Consider the following 20,184-nt stretch of genomic DNA (forward strand, 5'->3'; position numbering starts at 1 on the left):
CACAAACAACAAGATGAAAAAACACCATATTATATACCTGCTTTTTATTTGTTTGTTCGGATGGAGTCTTCAAGCTCAAAGTCCGGTCAAATCAAGTATTGACACCACTCAAATAAAAATAGGCGATCAATTTGAATTGACTGTACGCGCGCTCCTAGACAAGGGCACTCCCGTTCATTTTCCCGAAAGCGATCGATTGGGTCCCTTTGAAGTGTTGACCTCACACCCTATCGATACATTAATCAAGGATCATCAATACGAATTAATCAAAAAATACAGCCTTACACAATTTGATTCTGGTGCTTACCAATTACCGGCTTTACCGGTGTTGATAAACAATAAACAATTCCTTACCGACCCTTATACTGTATTGGTCAATAACGTACAGGTTGACACCCTAAAGCAACCGATGTATGAGATTAAATCCATCTCTACTAGCGGTGCCGGTATTTCGTCAAATTGGTATTATTTGGTTGCCAGTGTCGTTTGCCTCATACTGGGAATTGTATTGTATTATTGGATTAAGAAACGTCAGGAAAGCAATTTATCGGAAGATGATTTGTTTAAAACTCCTTTTGAGAAAGCGTCGAAAAAGCTCGACAAATTAGCTGCCAAAAAAATGTGGGTTCGCGGAGAAACCAAGTCCTATTATTCGGACATGACTGATATTGCAAGGGTTTTTATCGAAGAAACCTTTAATATTCCCGCTAAGGAATTGACTACTTTTGAATTATTGACCATTTTTAATCAAACCCTAAACTCCAAAAAAGTTAAGATTGACAAACGCGTTGTTCAAGAATTTAAAAATGTTTTCCAAACAGCCGATTTGGTGAAATTTGCCAAATCTCAACCGCAAGAATTTGAAATTATCAATGATACCGACAAGATTCAAAAGGTAATCAACGAAATAAATACCGCCTATCCGATATCGATGGAAACACAATCGGAACAAATTCGATTACGAGAAAAACGCAAGAAAAAACGCAAAAAATTCAGAACCTTAGTTCCACTAAGTATCAGTGCTGCTTTATTGGTATTAACGGGTATCATCTATTTGATAAACAACACAGAAAGCGGCTCGTTTTTAAAGAACCTGTCCTTTAGCAGCTCTAAAAGACTGTTGCATGGGGACTGGATTACGAGTACTTATGGAAATCCCGGTATCACTTTAGAAACTCCAAAGGTATTGACACGTGTTATTGACCCGCGCATTCAACAAACGCTACCGCCGGGAGTAGAATCGGCAGTTCAGTTTAGCTCTGGACAAATTACCGATCCGGTACAAGTACTGCTCAATGTGGTTCAATTTGCTTCTGAGAGTACCTATAGCAAAGAAGAAATTTTAGCGCATTCACTCAAGATAATCGCTCAAAACTTACAAGCTTCCAATTTGGAATCTAAGACAGAAACCTTTGAAAATGCTAAGGGAATTCAAGGAATCAAAACGATAGGTACCTTTGCGATTAACAACCCTATAAGTAAAAAAGAGGAGGTTATTCGCTTTGAGCTGGTGTTGATCCAACAAGGTCAATCGGCCCAAGAGATTGGCGTTTTCTATGCAAACAAAGATGCTGTGGGCAGTCAGATTGCTCAAAAAATAATGGAATCGATTCAATACAAAACCGAAGAGAAAGAATGAGACAAGTCACTTTTTTACATCCCGAATTGTTTTGGTTGTTCTGTTTATTGCCGATTGCTTTTTACATCTGGTACCGCAGCAGAAACAATCAAAAGCCGACCTTAACCCTTAGCACTGTATCGGGTTTTTCGACGAAAAAATCGCTATTAGTACGTCTAAAGCCCTTGACAATTGTTTTGCGCTTATTGGCTATGGCTGCAATAATTGTTGCCCTTGCCCGACCGCAAACCGTTGATGTAAGCAATAAAGTTCATTCCACCCACGGTATTGATATCGTTATGGCAATGGACATCTCGGGTAGTATGTTGGCAAAGGATTTAAAACCCAACCGTATAGATGCCCTAAAAAAGGTAGCAGCAGAATTTATAAAAGATCGAATAAGCGACCGAATCGGCCTGGTGATTTATGCCGCTGAGGGCTATACCAAAACACCGGTTACCAGTGACAAACCCTTGCTGTTAAACGCACTGAGAGATGTGGTATATAACGACGACCTGAAAGACGGAACGGCAATTGGTGTTGGTTTGGCAACTGCTGTAAATCGTCTTAAGAATAGTCCTGCCAAAAGCAAGGTGATAATTTTGCTGACCGACGGGGTCAACAACGCCGGATTTGTAGATCCAAGAATGGCTGCCGATATAGCTAAAGAGTATAAGATTAAAGTATATACGATTGGAATTGGTACCAACGGCATGGCTGAATCGCCTTATGCTTATTCCCCTTCCGGAGAATTGCTTTTTAGAATGATGCCCGTAGAAATTGACGAGGCGCTTTTAAAAGAAATAGCACAAAAAACCGACGGTAAATATTTTAGAGCGACAGACACTAAAAGCTTGAAAAAAATATACGATGAAATAAACGCTATGGAAAAAACCAAAGTAGATGAACAAAAATTCGTAAGCAGAAATGAGAAATTTCACCTGTTTGCTCTTTTGGCATTTATCTTGCTTTGCGTAGAATTTATTTTACAGAAAACATTATTTAAAGGTTTCATATAACAACCAACTTCATGTGGGAATTTGACAACATAAAATATTTCTTATTACTAGCGGTACTGCCGCTACTCCTGATTTTATTTATTATAAATACAATCTGGAAGCGCAAAAGGCAAAAGGAATTTGGAAGTGCCAAAGCGCTGCAAATTCTAGCGCCTGATCAGTCCAAAAACAAAGCCAATATCAAAGCGGTATTGTACTTCTTTGTATTGGTGTTGCTTGTATTAGCCTTGGTCAATCCAAAAATAGGAACGCGTATAGAAACGGTAAAAAGACAGGGAATCGACATTGTTTTTACCCTAGACGTGTCCAAGAGTATGTTGGCTGAAGATATGGCTCCAAATCGATTGGATAAAACCAAACAATTGGTCTCGCAAATCATTAACAACCTCGGATCGGACCGCATTGGTATTGTTGGCTATGCCGCCAGTGCCTTTCCAATGTTACCGATTACTACCGACTACAATGTAGCCAAAATGTACCTACAGAATATGAATACGGACATGGTTTCTTCACAAGGTACTGCCTTTGAAGACGCTATTCGAGTAGCTAGTAACTATTTTGACGACCCAAAAACCAGTAAACTCATTATACTTATCTCCGACGGAGAAGACCATGGAGATGGATTGGAAAGTGCGTTACAACTCGCCAAACAAAAAAATATCCGCATCATTACTATAGGAGTAGGAACAGAAAAAGGAGGCCCTATTCCACAACGCCAAGGGGGAACTGTGAGTTTTAAGAAGGATTCCAATGATGAAATTGTAATCACCAAATTGAATCCGGAAACCCTAAAGACCATTGCCCAAAAAACAGGCGGTCGCTATTATTATGGATCCAATACCCAAGAAATAGTAGAACTGATTAAGGAGGATTTAAACAAAATAGAAAAATCCGACTTTGAAGCCCAAGAAATTGCCGAATACCAATCGCAATACCAATGGTTTCTAGCATTAGCACTACTTTTATTGCTTATTGATTTATTCATCTTGGAACGCAAAACCAAATGGATGAAAGAATTGAATTTATTTAATGAAAAATAATCTGGAAATCACAACGATACCGCTTTGAATTATGAGACATTTCCTAGTTTACCTCACACTATTAACAGCCTATTGCGCACAGGCGCAATCGGTAAAGTCATCGCTTGCCAATGGTAACAAGCTTTATGATGAAAAAAAATATACTCAGGCAGAAGCCAATTACCGTATTGCTCAATCCAAAGACCCGAAAAACAATACTTCGACCTACAATATGGGTAATAGTATGTATAAACAAAAACAGCTTAGCGACGCCGAAGCTGTTTTTCTAGAAGCTGCTAAAAAAGCAACGAATAAAGACGATAAACATCGGGCTTTTCACAATCTAGGCAATACCTATATGCAGAATAAAAACTATAGTTCCGCTGTAGAAGCCTATAAAAATGCATTAAGAAATAATCCTAAAGACGAAGAAACCCGCTATAATTTTGCACTAGCCAAAAAAATGCAAAAGGAAAATCCGGATCAAGATAAGGACAACAAAGACAACAAAGACAACAAGGATAACAAAGACAACAAGGATAACAAAGACAACAAGGATAACAAGGACAACAAAGATAACAAAGACAATAAAGACAATAAAGACAACAAGGATAATAAAGACGATAAGGGCGATAAGGATAAAAAGGACGACCCTGGTAAAGACGAACCTAAAGATCCTAAAGACGACAAGGACAATAAAGACCCTCAAGACCCTAAACAGGCTCCAAGCAATCCAAATCAGCAACAGATGGAGCGCATATTGGATGCGATGAATAATGAAGAGAAAAAAGTTCAGAAACGCCTGCAAGACAAAAAAGGTAAACCAGGAGTACAAGGGAAAAACACAAAAGACTGGTAAGATGAAAGTATTCGATAAATTTCTTATTCTATTCTTAGTTGCTTTTTCGCAAGTACTGTTTGCACAAGTTAAGTTTGAAGCCTTGGTCAATAAAACCGCTGTGGCTCAAAACGAAATGCTGCGTGTTGATTTTTCTATGAACGGCGATGGTGACAATTTTCAACCACCCCGATTTGAAGGATTTCAGATTGCTGGTGGCCCTAACCAATCGGTTAATTATTCGTGGATAAACGGTGAAAAGTCTTTTAGTAAAAGTTATTCGTATATATTGGTACCTACCCGAAAGGGCAAATTGACCATTGGATCGGCAACTATTGAAATTGACAACAAACTCTATAAAACCGAACCGATTTCGATAACAGTAACCGACGCGGTAAAAAGAGAAGAGCCTCAAATGAGCGATGCTCAACAACAGATGTTGAAAGGAATACATGTGGTTACTGAAGTTTCCAAAAGTAATCCATATATCAACGAACCCATTACCGTAACGCATAAATTATACGTAGGATTTAACTCTAGTGTCCGTGGATTCTCGGAAAGCAGTAGTCCAAAATACAACAAGTTTTGGAACAATCCGGTCGAATTAAAACAACAAAAAATAGAACAAGGCATATACCAAGGTCAACAATACCGTTATATCGTATTGCGAAAGGTCATTTTGATGCCTCAAGAATCGGGCAATTTAGAAATTGAACCGATGGTACTAGACATAGAAACCGAACTACCGACCGGTCGTCGAGATTTCTTTGGATATCCGGAAATGGGTATTGTTCGTAAGGTATTTTCTTCAGGTAAAAAGAAAATACAGGTAAAACCCTTACCAGAAAAAGGAAAACCAGAAGACTTTGGTGGTGCTGTAGGTCAATTTAGCTTTAAAGTTACACCATCAACCACATCACTTAAGGCTGGAGAACCGCTTACCTTAACCGTTACAGTAGAAGGAAAGGGGAATTTAAATCTATTTTCACTTCCACAACCCATAGCGCCGCCAGCATTGGAAATTTACGACCCTATTAATTCTGAAAATATCGGTCCTGGTGCTAACGGCTTACAGGGTTCCAAAACAGATAAATACACCATTATACCACAATACAAAGGCGACTATCTTATAAAACCTTTGCGTTTTAGCTATTTTGATTTGGCAACGAATACTTACAAAACCATCAGTTCCGAAGCTATTCCGATAGCAGTGATTGATGGCCCTGTTTTGCCTACCAATGCAGAAGTCAATAAAGCCCCAAAGGTTACGGAAACCGAGAAATTCAACGATATTAAAACCTCCACAACCTTTAGCAGTACGAAACCTACTGATTTTATGGGTTCGACCTTGTTTTATATCTTGATGATATTACCGCTGATAGCCATCCCAATATTTAGATTTCTCATTATACAAAAACGCAAAAAGGATGGGGATTGGCAAAACAACAAACGAAGACAATCTAACCGTTTGGCTCGTAAATATCTGGGAGATGCCAAGAAAAACCTTCAAAACAAAGAAGCTTTTTACGAAGCACTTGAACGTTGTTTACACAATTTCTTAAAGGCAAAATTGCATATAGAAACCAACGAAATGAGCAACGATAACATAGCAGAATTATTGGCAGATAAGTCAATACAACCGCAAACCATCACCGATTTTATGAATTTAAAATTCGCTTGTGAATTTGCTCGTTATGCTCCAACAGAACAGGTTGAAATGCAAGCTCATTACCAACAAGCCATTGAGGTAATCTCTGAATTAGAAAAACAATTCAAATAAAATAATCATGAAAAAATTAATTTATATTCTATTGTTTTTAAGCTCGTTTACTTGGGCTCAAACCGAAACCATAGACCCGGACTTTAAAAATGCCAATACACTATACCAACAGGGAAATTATGAAGATGCCATTGTGCATTATAAAAACTTAATTCAAAGTGGTAAAGAATCAGCTGAGGTACATTTTAATTTGGCCAATGCCTATTATAAGACACATCAAACTGCGCCAGCTATTTTCCATTATGAAAAAGCTTTGTTGTTAAATCCCGATGACGCTGCTGCAAAAACCAATCTAAAATTTGCACAAAAAACGCTGCTTGATGATATTCCTACCGTTCGCAATTTGGGATCTAAAGAAATTATACACAATTTCTTTAAAGGATTGCCTTATGACAGCTGGGCTTGGTTAAGCGTTGGCGGTGTGGTTCTTATACTAATTTGTTATATGGCGTACTTTTTAACCCATAAGTCCAATTTAAAGCGCCTGTTTTTTGGAATGATGATGTTGTTTACTTTAGCGAGTATATTTACCCTTACAGCCGCTTATTTAGAGCAGGCTTATATAAAAAGCTATCGAACTGGGATATTGTTTTCAGAAAAGACAGAATTAAAAGCAGATGCCAAAAGAACATCCAAAACACTCGCTACACTTCATGAAGGTACTAAAGTACTTATCTTGGAAGAAAAATCGCTGTGGGTAAAAGTCAAGTTAAACAATCAGCATACAGGATGGATTCCAAAGGAAGATTTTAAGGAGATCAAATAGTCACTTATTGCAACGGATTATTAAGGCATAACGAAATGACTTTATTAAACCTTTTGCTCTTGTTCTAACTCCTAAAAAAAGGCTTAATTGTGTCATACAAATAAGCCTTTTTCTATCTTAGTTAGGTCCATTTTATTTCTTAACAAGCGCGTCCGTATACAAGATATCTAAACGCCCTTCGGTTGCCAAAACAGCTGCCGATTCTACTTCGGTTTCGTTCTTTTTAACTTCCTCTCCTGTAAAATTAAACGTTGCTGAAATGATTTTTCGCTGACTATCCAATTTAAGTATATTCAGTTCTCCCGATATGGCCTTATATTCTATATAACGATCTCCAACAGTCTTCCAAAAACTAACATTTGCCATTCCATTCGCTTCATTTGAACCGATTACTATGCGGTCACCCGCTTTTATAGCTAGCTCAGAACGGTACTTTATGGTTAATTCGTCTCGTTTATTTTTATCGTCTTTTTGATCTAGTCCCCAAATTACTAAAACATATTCTTGAGTTTCTGCTTGTAGCGCATAAGTCGCCGTTAACTCTAGAGGCTGTGCCTCTTTGTGAATAATCTCGCCGTTATTATGGTGTGCCTCAACAGCGTTATGCGAAATAAATGCTGATTTATTTGTCTTAAAAGCCAAAATGTTTTTTCCGTCTTGAGTAACTTCTGGAAAACTGATTTGCGTTTTTACTAAAACACCAAAATCATAAGGGGACTCAGTCTTCGTGCAGGATGCCAAACTCAAACCCGCAATTAACACGCTAAAGATAATTTTTCTCACTATATATATCAATTTGATTAGTGCTGCGAAAATAACTAATAAATAAACAAATCAGCGTTATACATTACAAAATTTACAAAAAATAAGCAAACATACACCGATTACAATGCCATATTTTCTAAAAACCTCATCACTTTCATTTAACTCAGCATCCCTTCCCTTTTCTGTCAAAACAATAGTATCTCCAAGTCATGACATCAAAGTGCTCTTTAAAAGTAAAATTCCGATGTCATCATGTCTTAGTACCTAGCTTTGTTATTTTGTTAGAAATATAGGGGCTCTATCCTAAATCACAAAAAAAAACTTGTCCAACATCCATTTAGCACAATGATTGGATTGGATAGTGACTGCGCTTAAACACTAGTTGTTAGGCCTCAACGCGTTCGATACACTATGTCAAAACGCCCCTCGGTTGCTAAAATCAGCTTTAAATATTCATCCCTTTGTTCTGCTTCAAACTCAAAGGTTCCTGAAATGATATTCTTTTCGCTATCAATTTTAAGGATTTTAAACATCCCCGCTTTAGCGGCATAGACTTCTAACTTTTTCTGAAAATAACGCTTATACTCAAGAGTAGCCTTTCCTACAGCAGTTTCACTAGCAATCTCTAATTGATCACCCACTTGTAGTGGCCGGTCCGATCGGTAATGTATCCTTACTTCTTCTTCCCCATTATTCTGCTCCCTAGCCCAAATATACATCACATATTCTTGAGTATCTGTATCTAGATAATAAGAACTAGATAACTCTGGAGGAAGCGGTGTAGTAAATTCAATTAATCCCATAGAACCCAACTTTTCATTAGCTGTATGCGCAATAAACTCCGATTCACCGACTCTAAATGCAAAGGTGTTTTCTCCCGTTGTAGTAACATTGGGATACGTAATATAAACGCGTTCGCGGATAATTGGTTTCTTTTCCTGTTGGTTGTCGTCGCTTGAACAAGCAGCAAGACATAATCCAATTCCGAGCAATGCAAAAAAACTTTTTTTCATAATAAATGCTTTAGTAATAAATTTAAAAATAAATAAATAAAACGACCTAAACAACCGTTAAATCATTACAAGGCCACAATATATCAAAAAAAATGACAAGCAACGCAAATAAACAACTCCAATTTATGAAAAAATAACAAAAATAATCAATTATTGATGTGATATGGAAAATCATAGTCCTTTACACCGAATCAAAAATTACGGTTTTTGCGCCACAATAAACCGCCCCTTTTTCAGATGGCGTTCTACTCTTGAATAGCCATAAACGAGTCTTCAAAAAAAAATCCCCATAACAACTTAAATTGCTATGGGGATTAAAAAAATATTTTAAAATCTAAAAACTAGATTTGAATTGTTCTAAAAAGCGTACATCGTTTTCGTAAAACATACGGATATCACTGATTTGGTATAACAACATCGCCATACGCTCAATACCCATTCCGAATGCAAAACCGTTGTATTCGTTTGGATCGATATTACAGTTCTTTAAAACGTTTGGATCAACCATTCCACAGCCCATAATCTCTAACCATCCCGTTCCTTTAGTGATGCGGTAATCGGTTTCGGTTTTCAGTCCCCAATAAATGTCTACCTCAGCGCTGGGTTCAGTAAATGGAAAATAGGAAGGTCTTAAGCGGATTTTAGACTTGCCAAACATTTCTTTTGTAAAATACAAAAGCGTTTGTTTTAAATCGGCAAACGACACATTCTTGTCGATATACAATCCCTCTACTTGATGAAAAATACAGTGTGAACGCGAAGAGATGGCTTCATTTCTAAAAACACGTCCCGGAGAAATCGTTCTCAAAGGCGGTTTAAATTCATCCATATAGCGCACTTGTACGGAAGAAGTATGCGTTCTCAATTGCATTTCCGGATTGGTCTGTACAAAGAAAGTATCCTGCATATCTCTAGCTGGATGGTATTCTGGGAAATTCAATGCGGTAAAATTATGCCAATCGTCTTCGATTTCTGGTCCTTCTGAAACATTAAAACCAATATTGGAAAAGATGTCGATTACCTGATTCTTAACCAAGGATATCGGATGTCTCGAACCCAATACAATCGGACTTCCAGGACGGGTTAAATCGCCATAGTTTCCTTGTGAATCTTCTTTGGATTCCAATACCTCTTGAATAGATTTTACTTTATCCTCAATGGTAGTTTTTAATAAATTTATCGCTTGTCCAAATTCTTTCTTTTGATCATTAGGCACCGTTTTAAACTCGTTGAACAAGTCATTAAGGATTCCCTTTTTAGAAATGAATTTAATTCGAAAAGATTCAAGCGTTTCTTTGTTATCGGCTGTAAAGCTCTGGGCTTCTCCAATAAACTCTTTTATTTTATCAATCATTTTAAGTCAAGTAAAACGCAAATTTACGTCTTTTAAATTATACTGAAAATTATAAGCTTTAAAAAAAAATTATAAATTTATTATCCTATTCGATAATACCTCTTTCTATGAAATAAGACACTATGGCCTCTTTCATCAACACCGATTGTTCGCCTGCTTTTAATGCTGGTAGTTGCTCCTTAACGGTATAATGCGGCCAACCGTCTTCATCAAAACGTTCAAATTCATAATAACCATAAGGTTCTAACAAACGACAAATGGCAATATGCATTAAGTTTAACTTTTCGTCTTTTTTATATTTTTTATTCGGTTTCCCGAGTTCCTGTACTCCGATTAAATAAATAATCGCATCTAAATCTAATATATCGCCTTCTGCGAAACGGGTCGATAAAAAATTCACCACCAATTCCCATCGGACTTTTAACTGTTCGTCTCTAGCCATAATTCTGTTGAATATTTTACAAAGATACTACTTCCTTGTAAAACGAATTTATAATATCTTCGCATCAAATTGAGAAAAGGATGTTACTAATAGATTTATTGTGTTTACTGGGGTTGGTTTATGGTTTTTACAAGGGTTTTTCCAACGGTCTTTGGGTATCAATCGCTTCCTTTGTTTCCTTAATCATCGGATTGATCGGTGCCATTAAATTTTCTACAATCCTCAAAGATTTTTTGGGATGGGAAACCAAAATGTTACCGCTAATTGCCTTTGTATTAACCTTTTTATTGGTCATAATTTTGGTACACCTATTGGCAAAAACCTTAACTCAATTGTCTAAAGCGGTTTTCTTAGGTGGTTTAAACCGCCTTTTTGGAGGTGTCTTTGAATTTTTCAAAGCGCTACTTATCGCCTGCATTGTAATGACGCTTTTCCTTAAGGTCAATTTCAACAACTTTATGGCCTCTCAAGAAACCTTAGACAAATCGTATTTATACAGCGTAAACAAAAGCGTATCCGAACATATACTCCCAAGTGTTTTTAAATTGTTTGACGAATTGTTTGCGCAGAGTATGGAACAAATTACTTCATAATCATTTCGAAGTTTTTATCTATCTATTAAATAAAGTTAACCCCAGCATAATGCCTTCTTTAGACATGCCGTTGTGCAAACTGCGCACATAGTCTACACGTAAACCTCTAAATTTGCCAATACCGATATTGGAAAATCCGGCAGAGAATTCCTGATAGGGTTTTCGGTCGGTGGTGATGGCGTTGTGATAGCCCAATACCAGATTCCATTGCAAGGCATTTAACAACGGAATTTTATTCATAATAAAACCTTTGAAGTCGTGTTCTAAGTGGATCTCAGCAAAAGCTTTATTGGTACTCCACTCGTAATACGGCAATAAATTAAAAGCATTATTGTATTTGCCTTCCAAATTGACATGCGTCTGATTTCCATTAAAATGGTAGAAATCCATAAAGGCGATATCGTCGGCGCCAAAAAACTTCCCTGCTTTTAAATGATAACTGAAATCGCCTTTATTACTCCACGGCAATACTTGTTCCACAGCAGCTGATAAGAAATCGTATTGATACGCCTTAACGGAACCAGCAAATGCCTTTTCATAATGTAGTGATAAAACGGGGTATTTGGAAGAGGAAATGTTTATCTTCTGATTGGGTTGTGAGATGTATTTCTGATTAAATCTAAAGGCAGCTCCTATTTTCGCTTTAAAGAGATGGTGCTTTTCAAAACCCGCCTCAGCATAATTGGAAGCGTCTAATGGATTATTTGACGTATAAGATGCCTGGCGGTTAAAGATGACATAATCGGTATTATTAAACAAAGGCTTTCGTTGATTATACTCCAATGCTCCTGCAATCGCTATTCCGTTTGCAACCTCCTGGCTGTAGGTTGCATTGACGAACTCGCGGTTGTACAACTTCATATAATTGTCTTTAAACAATAACGAGCTGACGGTATTTACCCATTTTGAAATCGGTTGCTGATCGTTGAATTGTTCAACCGTTGTTCCTCCACTAATGCTGATTTTTTTACGGTCTATACTGTTAAATTGATGATGCGCCATTCCGACAACTCTCAAGCGATCTTCGGCAAAACCATAATTAAACAAAGTACCTATCTCGGTATTCGAACCCTTCTCTAAATTGGTCTTACGATATTTTAAACTCGTTCCAACATGCCATCCTTGTACGGTATTAAAGCCCGCTTCTCCAAATTCTAGTAGGCCGCCGTACTGGATACTATATGCCTTGGGCGTATTTTTATAAATATAACCCGTCAAAATATCATTCCAATTTAAACGATTGTTTTTACGGTCCAAGCTATCCATATAAACCGCAGAGTTTTTGAGTAGTTTTATACTATCCTTGACCGTATAATCCTTTAACTCTTCTGTAGTCAACGGAATTTGTCGGTGTTGTTGCCAATAGGCGTCGCTCACTTTATTTGCTGCTGGATCAAAGGTAACCATTTCTTTAGAAAAGGTTTTAGGCGCAAATTGATCCACAAATTCATAATTGCTAAACACATAAGAAAACTTCGCTTTGAGTTTAACCCCAAACAATCCTCCAATAAAATCAATCGATTGGACATTTTTAATCCAATTATCCAACGAAGCTTGATAGCTGTAATTCTGCACCAATTCCAATTTATCAATTATCGGTTCTTGCATCCGGTAACCCAATGCATCAAAAGCGACACCATAAATAGCCCAGCTCTCGTCAACAATATAAATATATCCTTCAAATACCGGCTCTTTATCGCGCTTCGGAGTTACCTTAATTCTATTGACAAGATGATCTCCTTCCAAAAAAGTGCCATCGAGTTTGTATTTATAGTAGCTAAAGGCATTTGATGCCAAGGGCGAAATCATCTTGACATCTACCCTTTGATTTAAGCTAATCGTCTCTTCATAAAAATCAAAAAAAGATTCTTTGGCGGTGTTAAAACTATAACCGTTATCATTACCACTAATTTTTGAAGCAATAATATGCTCGTTGAGTTTATCCGGTTTTTGATAGGCAATTTTCGACACGGTTTCCGATAGGTAAATAACACTCGGATTTAGAGAATCTACTTTACTGACTTCCTCTTGTCCACTTATCGCAACACTAACCCGCTTGGGTAACTTTAAAAGGGTCAAATTTCCCTTAGAATAAAAATCTACAGTAAATTTAGACGTATTTTTAGTGTTTAATTCCTTGTTTTTAATCGCACTTCGAATGATCTCATCGGCTCGATTTCCCCCTACCTGAATTACGATATCATGCATCATAAAATCTTCCTCCTGCATTTTTACATTTAAGACAACCAACTCCGTTTGCGCAGAAACGCGAAGTCGTTGGGTTTTATAGCCCAAATATTGAAAGTTTAGATAAACCGTTTCACCGCCTTGTTTATTTTGCAATTCGTATTCGCCCTTTTCGTTAGAGGCTGTACCTCGAGAAGTATTTTCTACTGTAATACTCGCATAGGCAATAGGTTGCCCTTTTTCGTCGGTTATTTTTCCTTTGATTTGGGCATATGACAACGCGCTAAACAACAACATTAAACAGGTAAACTTAAAGCTCATAGGTAGTTTGTGTTTTTAAGGTAAAATAGATGCTCTCGCCATACCGCTATGAAATTTGTCTTAAACAAACCCAAATACGGTAAGGATTCCGTAATTCTACAGACCGATTAAGTGTTAAATATAAACGAATATACTTCCCTTTAATAGGGTGTTAACTTAAATTTATAGATAAACTTTCGCCTTACATCGCTTTAAACCTTTTACTCGTAAGCGCCATCTCGTATTTTATCATCGGTTGGATGTGTTTTTTAAGTATATAAAAAAACAATACAGTCAAAACCAGAGCCGCTGCTTTAATCAGATTTTGAAATTCTACGGTGACAGCACTCAACAACAGACGAAAAAGGTTCGTTAAACTTAGTAAAAGCGCCAAGGAGGTAATACCGTATATTTGAAGGGCTACGGATTCTATTAACCACTTTTTATTTGTTTTTTTCTGTTGTTTCTTAATCTTTCTGTGATATGCTATCAAATCAACAACCAAGATGATTCCCGAACCTGCAAAAACCCACAAAAAGAAATTGTTAGCATACGCACCTAATTGAATTGTAATAAAGTATATCAAAGCAGCTAAAGCCGTCGTAAGGACTATTTTTGGAAGGCCGAAAAAAGACTTAAAGGATTTCCAAAATTGCTGATAATAGTAGTGTTTTAACTCCCATTGTCGCTTTTCAACCAAAACAGTAAATCCAAAAACACCAAATTTATCAAATTCGCTTTGTAGAATTTCCTCAAAAGAAAAATCCGGTTTTAGGCTCCAATTTTGTTCAATGGCAGTCGCCAAATGATCGACCAATTCTAATTGAACGTCGTAGTATTCAACAAAATGTTTGGCTGTAAATTGCTGTAACTCTTCGAAATCTACAGCTGTAAGTTGTCTCATTGAATTTTAAGCGTTTTTTTTTCTATTATTAAACTTTTCTTCATCGTAAAATATCCCAATATCAAACGAATCAAAACGGCTAAGCCTAAAAATAAAGGTAGGTAGACCCCCCAGTCTAATCCAAAATCGCGTTGTCCAGAACCATAGGATAAGAAACTCAATGCCAAGAGATAGACATTAAAGCCCAAGCATGCGAGAACACTCTTTTTTACATATTCATTTAAAACGGTTTTTTGACTGGAATTAAAAATTAGTGAGATGGTTTCTGTCAAAATCAGCATATTTATAATCAGTACGAGCAAAACACCATCTTTAATAACTTGGTCATCGACCTCATAGCCCCGTATGAGCAAAAAGACCGCTGTAGATACCACTGCAAAAACAGCGAGAAATTCTACATCCAATCGCCTCCATAATGCGGCAACCATTCGAGGTATGTTTTTATACATCCCCAATTTTTTGGTTTGCAGCTCTTTATGCCATAATTTAAATACCGTTTTCAAAGCCAAATCAAACGGCAAAGCCTCTTTGTAGATAAGCGCTTCCGTTTCTGAAGCGATATGATCCAAGATTTCCACTCTCAAATGATCGTATTTGAGATTATATTTTTCCAGCAGTATCTCTTCAATGATACCGATTTGATCCGTGTTTAAACTTTTCATGTTAAGTCAGTTTTAAATTTACTATCGACTGCATATTTTTAATAAAATTGTCGAGTTCCTCAATTAAATGATTGGTCTCTTTTACACCAGACTCTGTCAATTTATAATATTTTCGTATACGCCCATCAACGCGCTCCAATTCTACATCTAGAAAACCTTCCGATTCCAATTTATGCAAGGCAGGATATAGCGCACCTTCTGTTAAATTCATTTCTCCAACCGTTAATTCCTTCACTTTTTGAGTGATTTCATAGCCATACATCCTGCCATTTTGCTCCAATAATCGCATAATAACAGCATTTAAACTTCCTTTATATAATTGTTGTTGTTTTTTCATTTGTAGTCAATTAGGAATCCAAATATAAACAAAAAAACAATACCTATGAATTAGATGTATGTATTTTTAGCTAGAAACTAACATTTATCATGAATTAAACTCGTTTTGGTTTCGTATTTTTGCGTTCAGTAAACTCATAAACTATGTCAAGATTTCATTTATTAGCTATTAAAGAAGTTCGCAGAGAAACCCCCAATTCAGTATCTGTACTGTTTGACGTTCCCGATAGTTTAAAAGCTGATTACACCTTTATAGCCGGACAATACTTAAATATAAAATACAAATTTGAAGATAAAGAAATCCGAAGAGCCTATTCGATTTGTAGTACTCCTAAAAGTGGCGAATTGCGCGTTGCGATTAAAAAAGTAGATAGTGGCGTTTTTTCTACTTTTGCGAATACTGAATTGCAAGTGGGTAACACCCTCGAAGTGGGTACTCCCGAAGGCCGTTTTATACTAGAACCTAATCCGAGTGCACAAAACAACTATGCTGCTTTTGTAGCTGGAAGTGGTATTACACCTGTGATGTCTATTATACAAACCGTTTTAGAAGAGGAGCCTAACAGCAGTTTTGTATTGATCTATGGTAATAAGAAGGTTGAAGAAACCATTTTTCACGATGCCCTTCATCAATTGCAACAGAAATACATCAACCGCTTTTTTGTTCATTTCGTTTATTCCAAGGAACGCGAAGCAGAATCTTTGTTTGGGCGGATTGAGAAATCTGTTGTCAATTTTGTAATTAACAACAAACACAAGGAAAAGACGTTTGAGAAATTCTTTTTATGCGGACCTGAAGAAATGATCGACACCGTTAGTGCGGTTTTAAAAGAGCGCAACATCTCGGAAAAAAAGATTTTATTTGAGATTTTCACACCCAACAACGACGGTGCTAAACCGATTGATGCCGAGGGAACTGCTCGTGTTACCGTATTGGTTGACGACGAGGAAACCACTTTTGAAATATCGCGTAAAAACATTTTACTCGATGCCTTACTTAAAGAGGGTATAGACGCCCCTTATTCTTGTCAAGGCGGTATTTGCAGTTCGTGTATGTGTCGCATCCAAAAAGGAACGGCAATCATGCAAAAAAACTCCATACTTACCGATAGTGAAATCGAAGAGGGTCTTATTTTGTCTTGCCAAGCCATAGTGACCTCCGATGAAATCTATATCGATTTTGACGATGTTTAACAACTAGTGAATAGTGATTCGTGTGATTTTAGGTTTAACAAATAACTTAGGAAACACGAATCACTATATATTTTCCTACTGATTACTAATAATTCAGCTGTACCCATCCCTCTTGTTTTCCCGAAAGTGTAGTGAAGACATAAAAATACGTTCCATTGGGCAAACGGTCACCTGCCTTGCTTTGGCCTTTCCACTGGTTGGTATACCCATTTCCATACGAATAAACTTCCGTACCCCAACGGTTGTAGATGACCAAATCCAGAATCTTATAATTACTCAAATCCCAACTATCATTTAAACCATCACCATTAGGCGAAATCCCTTTGGGTATGATTAGACATACTTGACGTGTTACAGTGAAATGACTTTCATTTGAACACTTAGCATCATCTGATTTGGCATAAACATAAATGGTTTTTTCTTTTTCCAAAATGGGCTGGCCTGCGTACATTCGGGTTCCCTTCCCCTTAGGTTCTGTATAATAAGCATTGTCTGGGAGGCTAAGTTTGGGTAATGTAAAATACTGACATTGAACTATTACATCGGGAAATTTATCCACTTTCGCATTATCCTGTATAGTAACCACATAACTTGTTTCTTCATAGCAGCCGCTAACTGTATATTGCTGTATTAATGAAATTTGATGCGCGCCCACGCGTTCCAGAATATCTCCCTCTTTAAACTGTTGCCATTGACCTGCCTCCTTGATATAATACGACTGCATATCTCCTAATTCAGGGAAAATATAATTGCCACAAACTTCAACATTTGGTCGCTGTTCCGGCTGTTCTCCCGAAGTATAAATAATTGGGATTTCATATATTCGAACACATCCAAATCCCACTTGTATAATCCGAACAAATATGCTGCTTTGAGAATTATCTTCTGGTAATATGTATAAATTTGAATATTCAATCTCATTTTCTTGTCGTTCTGCATCAATCGATTTTCTATAATATTCGACTTGATATTTATGCCGATTAACTAAAAACAAACCTTCCGTTAGCTCATTTAAATCAATTTTTCTAGAAATAAGTGATAAACGACAAGTTTCTATCGGGCTAATCGGAGTTACCACATCGTTTTTGATATTATCATCAATCACCATCGCAAAAGTCTTCTCACAATTGATATCTGGGAAGGTAATACGCACTTCAAAATTTCCCATCTCTTCCGTGCGCAATATATTAGCAGTTTCCCCAGCCAATAACAGTCCATTTTTATACCAAGATATATTCATCCTCAACTCGCCATATTGCTCCGTCGGTACCCTAATGTACCATTCGTTTTTTTTACACGAATCAACAGCCAATTCTATTTCTTTTAAATTATGCTCAAAATCCTTCAAAAACATAGCCGATCCCCAATTGAAATTCAGAGTAGGGCCTGTCGATCCAATTCCAAACTTCAATCGATACTTTCTACCAACGGTTAAAACCGTCTCTTTGGTACGTAACTCCCTTGTTGTTAAGGCCCAATATATCAATGGATTATTCCAAAGAGCAGGAGCTCCTGTTAGCCATAATTCCGGAAAATCTCGATGAAGTATGCCTTCGTCAATCGGAAGGTCTGTTCCGGGAATAGTTGCAATGTTTTCCTTGTTTTGTGTTGTTAAATCGGTTAACCATATACCCATAAACCCTTTATTCATTCCTCTGGCAGCACCACTAATGACATAACTAATATCCAAATTATCCGTCAAAGCTATAAAATCAAATTCCATCACAGATATAGAAGCAGGCTCGAGTGTTACATTTCCAGGAATTCGCAACTGCAGGGCATTTAAATCGGCATCGCCCATCCAAACAGGAACGTTTCTTTGAAAGTACATAGATAACGCTATAGAAGACAGATTTAAACTTAAGTCACTTGTAGACAATGCTATACCTTTATCAAAATGAAAATCAGAATTGTTTTTTGTAAAATATCCGATGGAATGAAAAGCATTGTCGCTACCATCTCCTGACTGAAAATTTATGTTAGAATAAATATCACACTCTGAAGAGAGTACCTTTTCCTTAATCCAGCCCAAAGACGTACTTGTATTCGCATTTGCTTCTATATGCACATAAGAAACGTCCGGTTCTCTAATACATACTTTAAAATGAAGGTCGTTTTCAACAAGTATTTGATTTTGAGTGGGTATCGTTGCTCCACTTCCTAACACTAAATAATATTCCCGCCCGATAACTAAATTTGCCAAAGCCATTTGCTTGACATTGGAATCCGTACTCCCCAGCCGAAAGCCACCCAACGTAAATGCAAAACAATTGTTTGCATTTCGACTAAAATCACATGCCTCATAAACTCCTCCAAAAAACGTACTATCAGTAGATCGTACCTCTGGATTAGGACTATATACATCAAAAACACTTAAAACTTGGGTTGTTGAAAGAGCCCGGAATCTAAAAACATTTTTTTTTGCTACTGTTACTATATTCCCTCCACAACCAAAACTCATCGGCAATATTCCAGAGCCCTCAAAGGTCCCTTCTGCAAATTGCAAACAATCCTTCCCCATGTTAATTGGAACGTCAACCGCTGTAGCACAATTTAAATCTGGATCTATAGATTGCGCTTGAGTACTGTTTAGACCAAAATAAAAAAATATAAATAATAATAATTTTTTTGACATAATAACGAATAATATAGTTCAAATATAAACTTTTAAACATCACTCATGTTAAAAAATTAATTTTATTTATCTAAATTTTTCATAAAAAACTTAACGGATTCTGTTTAATCAGTTCGTTCTACTATATCTATTTGCCCTATTAAATTGGCTGCAATCCGTCAGAAATTTCCCTTTTTATTCTTTACTGCTTCCAAATTGCTAATAATTCAGCTGTACCCATCCCTCTCTTCTTCCTAAAAAAGTATTGATTACATAAAAATAGGTGCCGCTAGCTAAGGGCTTTCCACTTTTATCTTGACCCGCCCATTGATTGGTATAACCGTTTTTACGAGCGTACACTTCTAGCCCCCAACGGTTGTAGATAATCACATCCAAAACCCCGTGTTTACTCAAATCCCAACTGTCGTTAAAGCCGTCTCCATTAGGCGAAATTCCCTTGGGTATGGAACAATCTTGGTAAGTGACCGTAAATTGACTTTGGTCGGTACAGCTACTCGCGTTAGAAACCGCATACACATAAATCGTTTGCTCTCTTTCTAAAATCAGTTGCCCGGCATAAAGCCGCTCACCTTTTCCATCGGGTTCTGTATAATACCCGCTATCCAAAGAAACCAAAGGCGGTAGTATAAAATACTCGCAATGCACCACCGCATCTTCGATGACATCTGCTCTTACATCAGCTTCGACGGTTACGTTATAATTGCTTTCTTCATAACAACCCGATTCCCCATTTTGCTGTAAAACATAAATCTTATGGGT

At 37.0% G+C, this 20,184-nt stretch carries 18 protein-coding genes; 8 read left to right on the plus strand and 10 right to left on the minus strand.

What is annotated here, in order from left to right; genetic code table 11:
* The first annotated feature begins 13 nt into the window (after positions 1 to 13).
* The 6 genes from KO524_RS13570 to KO524_RS13595 are packed head-to-tail and all read left to right on the plus strand — an operon-like array spanning position 14 to position 7,040.
* Positions 14 to 1,639, plus strand: coding sequence for a hypothetical protein (locus tag KO524_RS13570; RefSeq protein WP_219294774.1), 1,626 nt, complete (start codon positions 14 to 16; stop codon positions 1,637 to 1,639).
* Positions 1,636 to 2,637, plus strand: coding sequence for a VWA domain-containing protein (locus tag KO524_RS13575; RefSeq protein WP_219294775.1), 1,002 nt, complete (start codon positions 1,636 to 1,638; stop codon positions 2,635 to 2,637). The genes KO524_RS13570 and KO524_RS13575 overlap by 4 nt, the downstream gene beginning before the upstream one ends.
* Before the next feature lie 11 nt (positions 2,638 to 2,648).
* The gene (locus tag KO524_RS13580) at positions 2,649 to 3,677 is read left to right on the plus strand and encodes a VWA domain-containing protein (protein ID WP_219294776.1); all 1,029 of its coding nucleotides are present in this window, start codon (positions 2,649 to 2,651) and stop codon (positions 3,675 to 3,677) included.
* Between the two features lie 31 nt (positions 3,678 to 3,708).
* On the plus strand, positions 3,709 to 4,515 hold the full coding sequence (locus KO524_RS13585; protein ID WP_219294777.1) for a tetratricopeptide repeat protein: 807 nt from the start codon (positions 3,709 to 3,711) through the stop codon (positions 4,513 to 4,515).
* A 1-nt stretch (position 4,516) separates the two neighbouring features.
* On the plus strand, positions 4,517 to 6,274 hold the full coding sequence (locus KO524_RS13590) for a BatD family protein (protein WP_219294778.1): 1,758 nt from the start codon (positions 4,517 to 4,519) through the stop codon (positions 6,272 to 6,274).
* A gap of 7 nt (positions 6,275 to 6,281) precedes the next feature.
* Positions 6,282 to 7,040, plus strand: coding sequence for a tetratricopeptide repeat protein (locus KO524_RS13595; RefSeq protein WP_219294779.1), 759 nt, complete (start codon positions 6,282 to 6,284; stop codon positions 7,038 to 7,040).
* 132 nt (positions 7,041 to 7,172) lie between these two features.
* Here KO524_RS13595 and KO524_RS13600 read toward each other — a convergent pair whose 3' ends face one another.
* The 4 genes from KO524_RS13600 to KO524_RS13615 form a co-directional block, all read right to left on the minus strand.
* Positions 7,173 to 7,823 (minus strand): hypothetical protein, encoded by a 651-nt coding sequence (locus tag KO524_RS13600; protein WP_219294780.1) that lies wholly within the window; start codon positions 7,821 to 7,823, stop codon positions 7,173 to 7,175.
* Positions 7,824 to 8,197: 374 nt separating this feature from the next.
* Positions 8,198 to 8,818, minus strand: coding sequence for a hypothetical protein (locus tag KO524_RS13605; protein ID WP_219294781.1), 621 nt, complete (start codon positions 8,816 to 8,818; stop codon positions 8,198 to 8,200).
* Between the two features lie 334 nt (positions 8,819 to 9,152).
* Entirely contained in the window at positions 9,153 to 10,172 is a 1,020-nt protein-coding gene (pheS, locus tag KO524_RS13610; protein ID WP_219294782.1) for a phenylalanine--tRNA ligase subunit alpha, read from the minus strand.
* 85 nt (positions 10,173 to 10,257) lie between these two features.
* Complete coding sequence (locus KO524_RS13615) at positions 10,258 to 10,614, minus strand: hypothetical protein (protein WP_219294783.1); 357 nt, start codon at positions 10,612 to 10,614, stop codon at positions 10,258 to 10,260.
* An 80-nt stretch (positions 10,615 to 10,694) separates the two neighbouring features.
* Between KO524_RS13615 and KO524_RS13620 the strand changes: the two genes are divergently transcribed.
* A complete protein-coding gene (locus tag KO524_RS13620) occupies positions 10,695 to 11,207 on the plus strand; it encodes a CvpA family protein (protein WP_219294784.1) in 513 nt (170 codons plus the stop codon).
* 18 nt (positions 11,208 to 11,225) lie between these two features.
* On the opposite strand, the gene KO524_RS13625 is transcribed toward KO524_RS13620, so the two are convergent.
* The 4 genes from KO524_RS13625 to KO524_RS13640 form a co-directional block, all read right to left on the minus strand.
* Positions 11,226 to 13,715 (minus strand): DUF5686 and carboxypeptidase regulatory-like domain-containing protein, encoded by a 2,490-nt coding sequence (locus KO524_RS13625; protein ID WP_219294785.1) that lies wholly within the window; start codon positions 13,713 to 13,715, stop codon positions 11,226 to 11,228.
* A 181-nt stretch (positions 13,716 to 13,896) separates the two neighbouring features.
* Positions 13,897 to 14,598 (minus strand): hypothetical protein, encoded by a 702-nt coding sequence (locus KO524_RS13630; RefSeq protein WP_219294786.1) that lies wholly within the window; start codon positions 14,596 to 14,598, stop codon positions 13,897 to 13,899.
* Entirely contained in the window at positions 14,595 to 15,260 is a 666-nt protein-coding gene (locus tag KO524_RS13635; RefSeq protein ID WP_219294787.1) for a hypothetical protein, read from the minus strand. Before KO524_RS13635 ends, KO524_RS13630 begins: the two co-directional genes overlap by 4 nt.
* Before the next feature lies 1 nt (position 15,261).
* A complete protein-coding gene (locus KO524_RS13640) occupies positions 15,262 to 15,597 on the minus strand; it encodes a PadR family transcriptional regulator (RefSeq protein WP_219294788.1) in 336 nt (111 codons plus the stop codon).
* A gap of 143 nt (positions 15,598 to 15,740) precedes the next feature.
* On the opposite strand from KO524_RS13640, the gene KO524_RS13645 reads away from it, so the two are divergent.
* Positions 15,741 to 16,790 carry a ferredoxin--NADP reductase gene (locus tag KO524_RS13645; protein WP_219294789.1) on the plus strand — a complete coding sequence of 350 codons (1,050 nt, stop codon included), beginning with the start codon at positions 15,741 to 15,743 and terminating at the stop codon, positions 16,788 to 16,790.
* An 85-nt stretch (positions 16,791 to 16,875) separates the two neighbouring features.
* On the opposite strand, the gene KO524_RS13650 is transcribed toward KO524_RS13645, so the two are convergent.
* On the minus strand, positions 16,876 to 19,425 hold the full coding sequence (locus tag KO524_RS13650) for a gliding motility-associated C-terminal domain-containing protein (RefSeq protein WP_219294790.1): 2,550 nt from the start codon (positions 19,423 to 19,425) through the stop codon (positions 16,876 to 16,878).
* A gap of 198 nt (positions 19,426 to 19,623) precedes the next feature.
* The coding region (locus tag KO524_RS13655; RefSeq protein WP_219294791.1) for a gliding motility-associated C-terminal domain-containing protein at positions 19,624 to 20,184 on the minus strand (561 nt) is incomplete at its 5' end.

The organism is Flavobacterium sp. NKUCC04_CG (assembly GCF_019345525.1).
Lineage (GTDB): Bacteria > Bacteroidota > Bacteroidia > Flavobacteriales > Flavobacteriaceae > Flavobacterium.

Bases quoted from the DNA above. Each gene is read 5' to 3' on its own strand.
- KO524_RS13625 (WP_219294785.1), bottom strand. From the start codon at position 13,715: ATGAGCTTTAAGTTTACCTGTTTAATGTTGTTGTTTAGCGCGTTGTCA.
- KO524_RS13620 (WP_219294784.1), top strand. From the start codon at position 10,695: ATGTTACTAATAGATTTATTGTGTTTACTGGGGTTGGTTTATGGTTTT.
- KO524_RS13575 (WP_219294775.1), top strand. From the start codon at position 1,636: ATGAGACAAGTCACTTTTTTACATCCCGAATTGTTTTGGTTGTTCTGT.
- KO524_RS13615 (WP_219294783.1), bottom strand. From the start codon at position 10,614: ATGGCTAGAGACGAACAGTTAAAAGTCCGATGGGAATTGGTGGTGAAT.
- KO524_RS13640 (WP_219294788.1), bottom strand. From the start codon at position 15,597: ATGAAAAAACAACAACAATTATATAAAGGAAGTTTAAATGCTGTTATT.
- KO524_RS13650 (WP_219294790.1), bottom strand. From the start codon at position 19,425: ATGTCAAAAAAATTATTATTATTTATATTTTTTTATTTTGGTCTAAAC.
- KO524_RS13580 (WP_219294776.1), top strand. From the start codon at position 2,649: ATGTGGGAATTTGACAACATAAAATATTTCTTATTACTAGCGGTACTG.
- KO524_RS13570 (WP_219294774.1), top strand. From the start codon at position 14: ATGAAAAAACACCATATTATATACCTGCTTTTTATTTGTTTGTTCGGA.
- KO524_RS13595 (WP_219294779.1), top strand. From the start codon at position 6,282: ATGAAAAAATTAATTTATATTCTATTGTTTTTAAGCTCGTTTACTTGG.
- KO524_RS13645 (WP_219294789.1), top strand. From the start codon at position 15,741: ATGTCAAGATTTCATTTATTAGCTATTAAAGAAGTTCGCAGAGAAACC.
- KO524_RS13590 (WP_219294778.1), top strand. From the start codon at position 4,517: ATGAAAGTATTCGATAAATTTCTTATTCTATTCTTAGTTGCTTTTTCG.
- KO524_RS13635 (WP_219294787.1), bottom strand. From the start codon at position 15,260: ATGAAAAGTTTAAACACGGATCAAATCGGTATCATTGAAGAGATACTG.
- KO524_RS13585 (WP_219294777.1), top strand. From the start codon at position 3,709: ATGAGACATTTCCTAGTTTACCTCACACTATTAACAGCCTATTGCGCA.
- pheS (WP_219294782.1), bottom strand. From the start codon at position 10,172: ATGATTGATAAAATAAAAGAGTTTATTGGAGAAGCCCAGAGCTTTACA.
- KO524_RS13605 (WP_219294781.1), bottom strand. From the start codon at position 8,818: ATGAAAAAAAGTTTTTTTGCATTGCTCGGAATTGGATTATGTCTTGCT.
- KO524_RS13630 (WP_219294786.1), bottom strand. From the start codon at position 14,598: ATGAGACAACTTACAGCTGTAGATTTCGAAGAGTTACAGCAATTTACA.